Annotated in this window: 3 protein-coding genes; all 3 read right to left on the bottom strand. The window is 69.5% G+C overall.

Going from position 1 to position 13,807, the window contains the following annotated elements; all coding sequences use genetic code 11:
- Positions 1–291 precede the first annotated feature (291 nt).
- The 3 genes from AB5J62_RS15935 to AB5J62_RS15925 are packed head-to-tail and all read right to left on the bottom strand — an operon-like array spanning position 292 to position 13,807.
- Positions 292–5,067, bottom strand: a complete 4,776-nt coding sequence (locus tag AB5J62_RS15935; protein ID WP_370948991.1) for a cytochrome P450 — start codon at positions 5,065–5,067, stop codon at positions 292–294.
- A complete protein-coding gene (locus AB5J62_RS15930) occupies positions 5,064–6,794 on the bottom strand; it encodes a fatty acyl-AMP ligase (RefSeq protein WP_370948990.1) in 1,731 nt (576 codons plus the stop codon). Before AB5J62_RS15930 ends, AB5J62_RS15935 begins: the two co-directional genes overlap by 4 nt.
- Positions 6,795–6,814: 20 nt before the next feature.
- Positions 6,815–13,807, bottom strand: coding sequence for a beta-ketoacyl synthase N-terminal-like domain-containing protein (locus AB5J62_RS15925; RefSeq protein WP_370948989.1), 6,993 nt, complete (start codon positions 13,805–13,807; stop codon positions 6,815–6,817).

The raw sequence follows: 13,807 nt of genomic DNA, 5'->3' as shown, positions 1-13,807 counted from the left end.
ACGACGGCGACCGTATTGCATCCCGGAAGCCGCTGAACGGGACGGCCGCGTCGCAATTGCCCACGCGAAGGCGGTAAAGAACCGGAACCCGTCCTTTGTGCGGCGCGCACAAAGATTTCGTTGTGCGCGCCGCACAACGAACACGGAAACCGCAGTTGGGCAAGACCTTTGCCCGTGGCCCGCCCGCGCGGCCTTTGGTCCGCGGGGCGGGCGCCGTCGAGCGGGCGACGGGGTGAAAAGTCCGATTCGGCGTCTGGGAAAAATCTTGGCGAGTACGGGCGTGTCGAGTCCTCAGTCGACGCGGACGTGGAGCGTTTCGAGCCCGCGCAGCAGCGGGTCGTCACGGAACACCGGCGCGGGTTTGTCCGGGTCGAGCCGCAGGTGGGGGAACCGTGTGACCAGTTTCGAGAAGTACGTCTGCCCCTCGATCCTGGCCAGCGCGGCGCCGATGCAGAAGTGGATCCCGAAGCCGTAGCCGAGCTGCCCGTTCGGCTCGCGGGTGAGGTCGAGCCGCTCCGGGTCGGGGAACCGCGCGGGGTCGCGGTTGGCGGCCCCGACGACCGGGTAGAGCAGCTGGTCCTTCTTGATCAGCTGCCCGCCGATCACCACGTCCTCGACGGCCTGCTGCGGGGTCATGATCGGGGCGGGCCCGTCATAGCGCAGCAATTCCTCGGCCGCGTTCGGGGCGAGCCCGGGGTTTTCCCGCAACAGCCGCAGCTGATCAGGATTACCGAATAATGCAAACGTTCCATTGGCGAGGTAATTCGCGGTCGTCTCCAGTCCCGCGTTGAGCATCGCCATGCAATTGAGGATCAGTTCCTCGTCGGTCAGTTTCCCGTCCGGGCCGGTCAACGTGACCAAAGCAGACAACAGGTCGTCCGCAGGCTCCCGCCGCCGCTCACCGATGAGCTCGATCAGCCGCTCGTTGAACTCGTCGAGCCCGGCGTGCGCGGCCGAGGCGATGGCGGGCGCGTCCTTCGCGTACTGGGCGCCGAGCAGCTGCATCATCTCGGTGGCCAGGTGCGTCATCCTGGCGTGGTCCTCGCGGGGCACGCCGATGAACTCCATGATCACCGTGGACGGCAGCGGGTAGGCGATCGCGGTCATCAGGTCGCCGCCGCCGTCGGCCTCGATCCGGTCGAGCAGCCGGTCCGTGACCTCCTCCACCCTCGGCCGGTACGCCTCGATCAGCTTGGGGGTGAACGCCTTGCTCATCAGCCTGCGCACCCGCGTGTGGTACGGCGGGTTGGCGAACGGGAGCATCAGCCCGAGCTGCCGCTCGAAGTTGACCATGTGGTCGCGCATCCGCTGCGGCACGGACGCGAACAGGTAGTCGGTCACCGGTGGCCGCAGGATCGAATGGTTGCGCAGCAGCTTCGAGACGTCGTCGTAACGCGTGAAGATCCAGCCGCCGAGCGTGTCCTCGTAGTGGATCGGCGCGCTCTCCCGCAGCGCGCGGTAGAACGGGTACGGGTCGTTGAGGAAGGCCGGGTCGAGCGGGTTGAACGCGATCGTGGTCTCGGCTTTCGACCGGGTGGATTCGGCCTGGATCAACGTGTTCGCGCTGCGGCGTTCCTCTTCGGACAGTGCGGTGTGGACGGCCGCCGCGACCTTCTCGTCGTTCGGCTCGACGAACATGGTGAAGTGGTCGCCGGGGATCTCGACGAGGTCCAGCTCCCCCAGCTCGATCTCCTCCCAGCCGTTCGCCGGCAGGTCGAGCTTGAGCGAGGTGTTGCGGTGCGGCTTCATCACCGGTGGGAAGCCGTCCATGGCCTTGAGCAGGGTGACCTTGAGATCCGACGGCCGGGGCTGGTATTTGACGTTCGCCTCGATGTTCGCCTGGTAGACGCGGAGCATGTTGCCGATGTGCTCCTCGACCGGCAGTGAGCCGTTCGCGCCGAGGAACCGGCCGAGCCGCTCCTTCTGTTCGGACACGGCCAGTTCAGGGTCGATCTCGACACCGGCGGGCCCGCCCGATTTGAACGCGAGCCTGTTCATCGTGAGCAGTTCCTCGATGGCGGCCGCGTCGTCCTCGGGCGGCAGCGGCTGGCCCTGGATCGGGACGTACGAGTCGAGCAGCACGATCCGGGTGACCTCCTCGCCTGCTTCGCGCAACTGGCGGCCCATCTCGTAGGCCACCACGCCGCCGAACGAATGCCCACCGAGCAGGTACGGGCCGTACGGCTGGACCAGCCTGATCGACTCGATGTACCGCGCGGCCAGCTCTTCGACCGTGTCGAGCGGGTCCTCGCTGCCGTCGTAGCCCGGCGCACGCACGCCATAGAACGGCCTCGCCGAGCCGACGTCCCTGGCCAGCTGCAGCAGGTAGTAGGCCGCGCCGAGCGCGCCGCCGATGCAGAAGAACGGCCGCGCCGCGGTCAGTCCCAACAGGAGGGTCGAGCTGGAGGCCGTGACCTCGGCCGGTTCTTCTGTGACGGCTTCTTCTGTGACGGCTAGGTGTTCGGCGATCGACTCGATCGTCGGGTGCTCCAGGAACAACGTGTGCGGGATACGGAAGCCGAGCCAGTCCGAGAGTCCCGCCTGCAAAGCGGCGACGGACATGGACTCCAGCGCGAACCGGTCCAGGCGGGCGGTCGCGCTCACCTGGTCCGCGGGCAGCCTGAGTTCGGCAGCGACGTTCTCGATCAGCCACTCGCGCAGATTGTCCACAGTGGGCTTCGGCCGGTCGAGCGGCTCCGGCTGTTCGGCCGGGGACTCAACGAAAACATCGTCGCTACCCTCGAAGTGCTCGCGCACGAGCTTCCGGCTGTACGCGACCGTGCATTCCACCAGCTCGTACGCGGGCAGGCTGCCCGCGTGGAACGTGTGCCGCTGTCCCTGCAACTGCTCGATCCGGTCGTAAACGCCGTCGAGGAGGTCCTCGCCGCCGAAATGCGGCAGGAACCGCCAGCGCCGCTGGGTGTGCACCTCGGCGAGTTCGCCGCCCATGCGTTCGACGTTCTCCCGCAGCTTGGCGACGATGTCGTCGCCGTCGAGTCCCGGCTCCCCGTAGGAGTAGCAGGCGTAGACGTCCTGATCGGGATAGCGGTGGTGGAACGCGACGGCGTGCCCGCGCGCGGCGGACGGCCGGGTGTGCTGATCGACCAGGTAGAAGGCGGACCTGGGCAGGCCGGTCGCGGTGATCACCGTGGTGTAGTAGTCCATCACGCGCACGCGCCCGGCGAGGTCGCGTTCCTCCGGGGTCGCGTCGAGCACCGGCAGCACCTGGTCCAGCGGCACGGTCAGCACGAGGTCGTCGGCCGTCACCACGCCCTGATCGGTGGTGATCCGCACGCCACCGCGCCCCGCGTCGAAGTCACGGTCGATGGCGGAAATCGTTGTCCCGCACCGGACATCGCTGAGCTGCGCGGCGACCTTCTCCCACAGGCCCTTGAACCCGCCGAGGATGGTGAAGCTGCCGGTGTGCCCGAGCAGTTCCGGCTTGGCCGAGAGCAAGCCGGTCATCTCGGCGTACTTCACGAAGTACAGCGCGGGCAGATCACCGGCGAGGTACCCGTATCCGGCTGCGGTGTAGCCGACGCCGAGCGACTCGGCCAGCGACTCGAGGCCCTGCTCCGCCAGCCACTGCGAGACGGGCTGTGCCAGCGAACGCGCCGAATGCGCGAGGCCGGGTTCGGCGATGCGCGGGAACAGCCGATCCCGCAACTCGGTGTATTTGCCGTACGTCTCACGCCGGAAGAACGCCGTGCTCTGCGGCTTGGCCTCGCCGTCGTCAAGGTCGTAGACCCGGTGCGGGGTGGTGTCCTCGGTCGGCATGCCGAGCTCGGCCGCGAGCTGAGCGACGTTGGCGTACTGGGTCGTGCAGACGTGACCGCCGAGGTCGTACGCGCGGTCGTCGAGGTCCACCGACTCGCATTTGCCGCCGACCTCGGGCAATGCCTCCAGCACGATCGCGCGGTGACCGACGCGCTCCAGCTCCCGTGCCGCGCTCAGCCCGGCCGGTCCGGCGCCGATCACCGCGACGGTCCGCTGAGGACTGTCCTCAGTGGAGTGACCGGAGAACGGGCAGCCGATCATCTTCGGTGCGGGCTCCGCGGGTTCTTCCAGGCGCGCGGCCGCGCTGAGGCTGTACAGCAGCACCCGCAGGTGGTTCAGCGAGGCGTTCTCGTACGGCGACGTCGCCAGGACGCTGCCGAGCGACTCCGGCGCGACGGCCGGGCTGAACCGCAGTCCTTCGATCTTCGCGTTGGTGACGAGCGAGTCGAGGTGCAGCGTGGCGAGGTCGAGCCACGGCAGGTCCCACGGCCGCATGCAGTCGAGCGCGAGTTCGTTCTGCTCGGCCGATTCGGTCACCGGGTGCAGCTGGACCTGCAGTGTCCCGCCGATCGGGCCCCTTTCGAGCAGCCGCTCCCGCAGTTCGAGGTGCAGGAAGTTCTTCGGGCGCGGATCGTCGCCGGGGTCACGCGGGTTCTCGGCGGGTGGCTCCGGCGGCAGGCCCCGGCCTTCGAAGTCGACATGCCCGGTGTCGGGCGCGCCGGTCGCGGGCAGCAGCCGGTACCGCACGAGGTACTGGGTGCCGTCCGCCGCGACGTAGCCGGTCGGGACCTGCGAGTAGTAGTGGTAATCGGCGAAAGTGCTGGCATAGCGGTAAAGCCGCCAGCCGTTCCGCTTGAACTCCGGGACCTCGCGGTCGATGTCGTCCGCGTCTCCGTTGGAGTACCTCAGGAACATTTCGGCGGTACGCAGGAAGAACAGCTCGCCGGTGTTGAGCGAGAGGTCGAGCAGTCCTTCCTCGGTGCCGGGGTCGCGCAGCCGGAGCGTGATGCCGCGAATCGACGGCGCGATGTCGTCGCTCTCCACGCCGTTGCTGTACCGCGCGAGAACGTCGAATTCCCTGCCTGGCCGCAGGAAATCATGCGCGGGCAGGTCGAGAGTTTCGTTGAGCTTGAGCGTGCCCGCGGCCGTGGTCGCGGTCTTGTGGAAGGTGCGCGCGCGTGCCATCCGGGCGGCCTCGACCAGCGGGGACAAGCCGTCGAGCACCGCTTGGAAGTCGGCGTCGACCGCCAGCAGGCGGGGATCGTCGATCCCGTTCGAAAACCGCATCATGCCTCCTGGTGGACCGAAACCCGGATCGTGGCGGCCGAGGCCTCGATCTCCCCGCTGACGAACGCCTGTTTGCACGCGAGCCGCCGCACCTTGCCACTGGTCGTCTTGCGCACCGTGCCCGCCTTGCCGACCACGACCGCGTGACACGCGAGCTGGTGGTCCTCGTAGACCTGGCGCCGGACGGCCTCGACGATGCCGTCGACGTCGGCGGCGGTCACCTTGTCCTGCCTGGTCTCCACGAACAGCACCAGCCGCTCGCCCTGTTCGTGGTCGACGGCGAACGCCGCGATCCCGCCGGGCCGCACGAGCGGGTGCGCGTCACGGACGCAATCCTCGACGTCGGCCGGGTAGAGGTTGCGGCCGCGCACGATGATCAGGTCCTTGAGGCGGCCGGTGATGAACAGCTCGTCCTCGTGGAAGAACCCGAGGTCACCGGTGCGCAGGTAGTCGCCGTCCTCACCGTCGACGCGCGCGTGGAACGTCTCGTCGGAGTCCATGCCCCAGTAGCCGAGGCCCTTGGTCGGCGAGTCGACCCACACCTCGCCGACCTCACCGTCGCCACAGCGCGCGCCGGTCGCGGGATCGACGATCCGGACGGCGCCCGGCTTGGTGATCCGGCCGCACCCGAGGTAGGTGACCCCGTCGGGCACCGCCACCACCTTGCCACTCTCCAAAGCGGACTTGTCGACCGTCAATTCCGCGCGCCCGCCCATCGACACGCTCACCGAGGTCTCCGCGAGACCGTATGCGGGATAAAAGATCTCGCGCTTGAGCCCGGTGTCCGCGAACGCGGCGAAGAAGGCGTCCACAGTGGACGGGCGGATCGGCTCGGCGGCCGACATGACCACTTTCAGCGAGCCGAGGTTCCAGGCGGCGCGTTGCGCGGGGGTCGTCTTGCGTACCGCGAGCTCGAACGCGAAGTTCGGCGCGGCGGTGTGCGTGGCGCCGACGCGGGACATGACGTCGAACCAGACCGAGGGGCGTTGCAGGAAGGTCATCGGCGACATCAGCGTGGTGCGCCCGTTGCCCGCGATGGTCGAGCAGATCACGCTGATCAGGCCGAGGTCGTGGTACTGCGGCACCCAGAACACCCCGCGCGTGTCCGGCCCGAGCCCGAGATCGGCGGCGTTCGCGGCGACCTCGTGCGCGAGGTTGCCGTGGGTCAGCACCACGCCCTTGGGCGTCGACGTCGACCCCGAGGTGTACTGCAGGAACACCGGGTCGCCGAGGTCCGGCTCGTGCCAGGTCACCGGGCCGGACACGGCCTTCTTCTTGTCGGTGCGGTACCAGCCGAGGCTCGGCCAGCTCGGCGTGTCCTTGCTGAAGAAGCTGGTCACCGTGCCCGCGGTGCGCGAGCGGTCGTACAGGCTGCTGGTGAGCGCGCCACGGGCGCCGGAGTTGTCCACAATGGCCGTGAAGGTCGCGAGATCTTTCTTGAGCTTGAACGGGTTCGGCGGATAGACCGGCACCGGGAGCACCCCGGCGGCCAGGCAGCCGAGGAACGCGCCGACGAAGTCCAGCGAAGGCGGATAGACCAGGATCGCCCGATCGCCGGGGCGGAAGCCCCACTCCCCCAAGGCTTCCACGACGCGGTCGGCCGCCTCGCCGAGTTGACGTGCGGTCAGGCTCGCCTCGTTCTGTCCTTTCTCGTCGACGAAGGTGAACAGGCGACGGTCCGGGTCGGCCGTGCGCAGCCTCTGGAACGCGGCAAGGATGTGCTCGGTCACGGGAGCCTCCGGGGGATGAGTCAAGTGCGGACGATCACGGCTTCGGGGCGTTGCTCCAGCTCAACGCGGTACGGGGTGCCCGCCACATACGCGACGAGCGGGTCTTCGCCGAGGTCGACGGCGGACGGGTGCACTCGCGCCTGGCGTGCCACGTGGTCGCGCACGGCGATCTGCGCGAGATGGTCGCGGCCCCGCGCGGCGGGCGGCAGGCCGTAGACCTGGGCGACCGTGCCGGCGAGCCAGTCGCACTGCTCGACGTCGGACCGGGTGAGCGTGGTGCTGCCGGCACTGGTGCGGGACAGGCCCAGACCGTCCACATAGGTCCGATCGCGCAGGAAGGCGCGGCGCTGTTCCGGCGCCGCTGTGCCGAAGGACCCGGTCGGCATGAGCACCTCGACGAGCCGCATCGCGACCAGCACCCGGCCCGCGGCGAGCAGCTGCAGATCGATGAGCGGGAACCGGCCGTCGAGCCCGGCGAACCTGGCCTCGACTTCGATCTCGCCGGTGTCCGGCAACGGCTCGAACTGCTCGAAGCGGCTGATCCGGCACGGATAGGCGACCTGACCGCTCGGGATCGAACTGACCCACTGCCACAGGCTGTCGTGCGGAATGACGTGGGTCGCCGCGTCCAGCAGCCCTTGGTTCAACCGTCCACGAGGGACAGTCCCCCGGCTCGCGTCGAGCACACCGGACGCGCCGTTCGAGCCGCGCCGCAACGACGTCAGGTATTGGAAGGCGGGCCCGTGGAACAGCGAGCCGGAGGTGTAGAAATCGGTCACCGGTTCGACGTTCGCAAGCGGCGCAAGCGTTTGCGGCCGCTCGCCCGGCCGTCCGATGGTCGCGGTGGCCACCGGTTCGAAGCGAGACAGCTTCGGGGTGGTCGCGTCACGCCACGCCAGCAATGCCGACTTCTCTCCGTCCTTTTCGGACTTGAGCCGGATCGGCCCGGTCGCCGGGAGCCAGCGCCGGAGTTCGATGTCCTCCAGCACGAACGCGTCCGCCGCCGGCGCGAGCCGGTCCACGACGGACATCATCGGCAGCGCCGGGACCGTCCACGTCGGACGGTGGTCGCCGAGCCAGGTGTCGGTGCGCACGTCGAGCACCTCCTCTTCGGCGGGCTCGCCCTCGACGACGCGGACCCCGAGGTCGACCGCGCTGTAGATGCGTTTGCCGTCGACCCACAGCCAGGCCTTCGCGCGGGCGCACTTCCCGTCGAACTCGGTGATCTCCAGCTCGGTGCCGATCACCCCGTGCGTGGGAACGACCTGGCCGCGGTATTTCCAGACCAGCGGCCGCCGCCCGGTCAGCACCTCGAACCTCGGCGCGGTCATCCCCGCACCGGCGCCCCGTTCGATCAAGTAGAACTGCAGCAGCTGGTACATCGCCTCGATGCCGAGCGAACCCGGCTGGACCGGGTCCTGGAAGAAGTGGGCTTTGAAGAACCACTCCCCCGCGTCGACGTCCTTCTCCGCCGTGAGCCGGCCGAGTCCCGCCTCGCCGCCGGCCGGGTCGTACCCGGTGACGCGGTCGAGCATCAGCAGCATCGGGCCGGCGAGCCGCAGCGGGCCGCCGCAGTACTTCGCCGGGCGCGCGGTCAGGTCGACCGGCGGCCCCGTCGGCGCGGCGATCGCCGCGCGTTCCGCTTCGGACGCGCGCAGCCCTTGCTGATCTTTGAAAGCCGACTTCGGGAAGAAACCGAAAACGGTGTCCATTTCGAACACGGTCGTGTCGTCGGCGAAACACTCGACGGTGAACGAAACAATGATCATCGTCCCGGTCACCGAGATGTCCCGCAGGGTGGCATACGTGCGTATCACCTTTGTCTCTGGCGTGATGTCGCCGGAAACTATGCCTTCGCCGTCGAGATTTCGGAAGAGCAGATCGTCGGCTATTTCCACCGCGCAGCCCGCGTACGAGGCGAGCCAGCCACAGGGCTGCAAGGCCACCTCCATCAGGACGGCGAGCGGCATCGTGCCATTGTTCTCGGTGAAATACCAGACCTGGTCGGGCACTTCGTAGTCGGCGACGACGGAACTGCCGACTTCCATACCACCCAATTTACCGGTCGTTTCCGTGATCCGCGTCATGAAGTGATAGGGCGGTCCCGGCAAGCGCGCCACCCGGCGATGACCGTCGAATCGGGAATACAGCTCGCCGAACGCACCGGACGGTTTTCCCCAAGCACAGGAAAGCAACGATTCATAACCGAACCGGACACCGTCGACCTCGGCGACCGGCGCGGTCTCCGGCGCGGCGACCAGCCCGTCACGCCACTGCCCGAGCGGCCAGTCCGGCACCAGCCGCAGGCCCGCCCGCTTGGCGTGGAACGCCTTCACTCCATCCACAGTGCAAAGTACGTCGGCGAAGACCGTCGGGTTCGGTCCGGCGGAAAGTTCGGTCACGAAAACCTCGTACACGAGCTTTTCGCTGGCAGGCGTCACCTGGCCGCGGCACCGGAGGTCGTAGGCCGCACCGGGCACCGGCTCGAACCGCCACGCGTCGTTGTCGATGGTGAACCCGCAGGCCGCGAGATAGAAGGCCATGGCCTGCAGGCAGCCCTGGAACATCAGCGTGCCCGGCATGCACGGGTCGTTCTCGAAGTGGCCGTCGAAGAACCAGTCGCCGGGGGTGATCGGCGTTTCGGCGCGCAGGTAGCCACGCCGCCACGGCCCGCCCGCCGGCTCGAAGTCGGTGACCTCGCGCAGGAACAGCAGGTCACGGTCGTCGATCCGGGGCGACCGGCTGTGCGAGCGGGTCACGTCCCAGGGATCGCCGAAGCAGTCGGCCGGGCGGCCTTCGGCGAACGCGCGCACGGCGTCGGCGTCGTAGCGACGGGGTGCGCCGGTCACCGCGGGCGGGTCGAGTGGCCCGGCAGGCGGCTCCTCCCGGCTCGGGTCCCAGAGGACACCGGCACTGCCGGCCAGCTCTTGATCGGTGAAGAACCCGGCCTGCCCCTTGCGCACGGACAGCCGCAGCTCGCCGTCGACGTGGCAGTCGTAGTGGAAGAAGAACAGCCGGATGCCGCCCAGCTCGGCGTGGTCGTCGATGTGGATCTCGTACTCGAGCTTCTCGCCGGGTTCCGGCGGGCTGCCGTGGAAGGTCAGCTCGCAGCCGAGCAGGCGGTACACGCGCTCGCCGCGGTTGAGCAGGTCGGCGCCGAGCCAGCTGATCAGCAGCAGGTCGGCCTGACCCGCCTCGACGAGGATGCCCGGCGGCATGCGGCCGGTGCTGTCGAGGTACCAGCTGCCCGGCTCGACGTCGGTCTCGGTCCGGATCGACCCGGTGCCCATCGACCCGGCGACGGCGTCGATGGCGATGACCCGGTCGGCGAGCAGCATCGGCGGCGACGGCATCCGCGTCTGCCTGGCGTAGCCGTCCTGCGCGGCGAACAGCGCGCCGAACAGCTCGGAGATCTTGCCTACGGCCAGCTGTTCGAGCTGCTTCCGGTCGAACAGCGGGCCCGGTGCGTCCACTGTGGACAGGAAGGGCGGTAGCTGTGGCGCACGCGCCATGGTGGTCTCTGGCACCTTGATCTCCGGAGGGTGAGCGGGCAGGGTGACGACACGCTCCGGCCCGCGGTCGAGGGGCAGCGACGCGGAAAGCCGGTCGAAAAGTGCGGTGGTGTCAACGGGAACACCGGCCGCGACGAGTTCCGCCGCGACCCGGGACAGCTGGCGGACGCTGCGGCCGTCCTGTGCGTCGAGCGGGATCGCGAGGTGTTCGCGGCCGCCGAGGGTCCGGCGGATCCAGTCGGTGCACAGTGCTTTCGGGCCGTGCTCGAGGAAGATCCGCACGCCGTCATCCCACGCCCGCTCGACGGTTCCGGCGAAGTCCATGGTCCCGACGGCCTGCGCGGTCAGCGCGTCGGCGGCGCGTTCGGCGGTCGGGAGGTAGGAGCCGGTGGTGGCGCAGCTGTAGAAGCGGACGCCGTCGGGCGGCGTGGCCTGCCGGTGGTGCAGCCGCCACCACTGCCCGCGCACCTCCGCCAGCTCCGGGGTGTGCACGGCGAGTTCGTACGGGACCGGCAGCGTGTACGCGGTGTCGAGCCGCGCGAGCACCCGTTCGCACGCGGGCACGTCCCCGCCGATGAGACACGAATCCGGTGAGTTGACCGCGATCAGGTGCGCGGCGACCTCACCGTCGAGCGCCTTGCGCGCGAGGTCGGGCCCGACGCCGATCAGGTAGTTCTTCCAGCGTGTGCCCGCGACACCCGCACGGGCCCACGCGCGGTGGATCGCCGCGAACTCGCCGGCGACCTCGCGGGTGAACATCCCGGAGCCGTTCATCTCGGCGATCAGCGCGCGCATGTCCGTCCAGACACCGAGCGCGACGAGCGCGTTCGACTCACCGGCGGAGTACCCGAGCGCCGCGCCGGGCTTCAGCCCGAGCAGGTCACGGCTGATCCCGGCGTGCACCTGGCTGAGCAGCGCGGTGCCCCAGATCTGGTCGAGCACCGTGGCTGGCGCGCTGTCCGGGCCGTCGAACGCCCAGGCCGCGGCCTCGCGTACGGAGCCGGACCTGGCCTCGATCCCCTCGACCAGGTCGGGGAACGCGAGCAGGAGTTCCCGGCCCATACCGGGATACGCGGAGATCCCGCCCGTGAAGACAAAACCGATCTCGCCGGTCAGCGGGGTCTCGCGGAAGGCGACGCCTTCGGGTTTCGGGCCGCCGTCGGTGAGCCACCGTATCGCCGGTTCCTTGTCGCCGAGCAGCACCAGGCGGGCAGGGCCGGTGTCGGACTCGTGCCCGGCTTCGAGCGCTCGAAGCACGCCTCGCTTGTCCGCGCCGGAGTACACGCGGAGCCTGGCGGGGCGCTCGGCGACCCAAGGCGCGGACGTGCACGCCTTGACGAGCACGCGCTTTTCCTTGCCTTGCAGGGGCTTCACCGCCACTTCGGCCGCGCGGACGTCGAACGCCGGATCCGCGGGCGCGCCGACGCGCGGGATCGCTCGGTGGCGCAGCGCCAGCGCGGCCGTGGCGACGGCGAGCAGACCTTGGGCGGCGTGCGGATTGCCGAACAGCTCGCCGGGATCGAAATCCAGGTCGCGGTCCGGCTCGCCGGTCGCGTCTTCCACCAGCGCGATGACGTCGTGTTCGTCTACATCGGACAGTCGCTTGAGTACGAGAACGATCGCCGCGTCACCGGGTTTCCGTTTTAGGCCAAGGTCTTCGAGGGCTTGCTGATGGACCGGCTCGTGCGACAAGTCGACAGCACCGACGATCGCGGCGTCGGCCTCGCCGGTGCCGATCGCCCGTGCCGCGATCTCCAGCGCGACCATCCCCGAGGTCTCCTCGGCCGAGACCGTGAAACTCGGCCCGGCCAGGTCGAGGTGGGAGTTGAGCCGGTTGGCGACGATGTTCGGCATGGTCCCGACGACACCCGCGCTGGTGAGCGCCGGGGTGAACTCGGCACCGTCCGCCGCGCGCCAGCGTGCGCCATAGCGGGCGACTTCGGGGTCACAGCCCATGCCGATGAGCACCATCGTGCGCTCGCGTGGCAGGTCCAGGCCTTCGACGGCCTCCCGCGCGGCCTCCAGCACCAGCAGCTGCTGAGCCAGCGTCCGTTTCAGGTCGAGCGGAGGGACCCGGAGTCCGGTCAGCTTGACGTCGACGGTCTCGCGCCGCCCGGCGTCCCCGGTACCGCTGAACAGGGCCTTTCGCAGATCGTGGCTGCTCTCGCCGGTGCCGACCCTGGCACCGATGGCGACGATCGCGATCGGCTCGGATCGCTTGGGCGGCAAGGGATCGACCGCGCCGCAACTGTCCACATCGTCCACGATCAGATGCGCGTTGTTCCCGCCGAAGCCGAACGCGCTGATCGCGGCCCGTCTCGGCCCGGTCCACGCTTCGGGTTCGTGCAGCAGCCGCAGCGCGGTGCCGTCGAGCGCGTCGATCGGGGTGTCGGCGTGCAGGGTCGGCGGGCGGACACCGGCCCGCATCGCGCCGACGACCTTGAGCAGGCCAGCCACCCCGGCCGCGGTGATCAGATGGCCCACATTGGACTTGGCCGACCCGGCGGCCAGTCCTTTGTGGCCGGTGAAGATCTTCGCCGCGCTGCGCACTTCGACGGCGTCTCCGACCGGCGTCCCGGTCGCATGGCATTCGAGCAGCGACACCGTTTCCGGCGCGACGCCCGCCATCTCGTAGGCGAGCCGCATCGCCCGCAGCTGCCCTTCCTCGGCGGGCGCGAGGAACCCGGCGCCGCGCCCGTCGTTCGACAGCCCGATCCCGCGGATCACGCCGAACACTTCCTGGTCGGTGACATCGGCGAGCCGCATGAGCGCGACGAAGGCCGCGCCCTCGGCCGGGACGAGCCCGTCGGCTCCCCGATGGAACGGCCTGCTTCGCCCGGTCCGGCTGAGCGCCGACAGCGCCGAAAACCCGACGTGGATGAACAGGTCGTCGGCGCAGTTGACCGCACCGGCCACCATCAGGTCGGCGCCGCGGTCATGCAGCCGGTCGCAGGCGAGCTTGATCGCGTACAGCGAGGACGCGCATGCCGCGTCCAGCGAAAACGCTCCCACGCCGAGCCCGAACGCCTGCGCGGCGAGGTGCGCAGGCAGGCCGGACATGAACCGGTTGCGCCCATCGGAACGCGGCTCCCGGCGCCAGACCTGCTCGGCGTACGCGGCCATGCCCGCGGTCGGGAAGCCCAGGTTGCCCAGCACCAGCCCGGCACTGGGCGCGGGCCCGTACTGCCCCGCCTCGCGCAACGCCGCCCTGACCCCGTGCAGCACCCACTCGACCTGCGGATCGAGCCCGGCGGTGTCGAGTTCGATCCCGGCCGGGTCGAACTCGAATCCCCGCACGTACCCGCCGATGTCACTCCAGGTGCCGTCCTCCGGCGCGTCCGGCGTGGTCATCATCCGCTCGCGCGGCACCCGCCACCGGCCTTCGGGCGCGGGCCCGAGACTGGTCCGCCCGTGCGCGATGTTCGCCCAGAACGCGTCGGGGCCGAGCGCGCCGGGCAGCACGGCTCCCCGCCCGACGATCGCGATCGGTTCGAAGCGCAT

Source organism: Amycolatopsis sp. cg5 (assembly GCF_041346955.1).
Lineage (GTDB): Bacteria > Actinomycetota > Actinomycetes > Mycobacteriales > Pseudonocardiaceae > Amycolatopsis.
Note: the sequence above shows the minus strand (reverse complement) of the source record. Positions and strands in the feature narration are given on the sequence as shown.

Bases quoted from the DNA above. Each gene is read 5' to 3' on its own strand.
- AB5J62_RS15925 (WP_370948989.1), bottom strand. From the start codon at position 13,807: ATGCGCTTCGAACCGATCGCGATCGTCGGGCGGGGAGCCGTGCTGCCC.
- AB5J62_RS15935 (WP_370948991.1), bottom strand. From the start codon at position 5,067: ATGATGCGGTTTTCGAACGGGATCGACGATCCCCGCCTGCTGGCGGTC.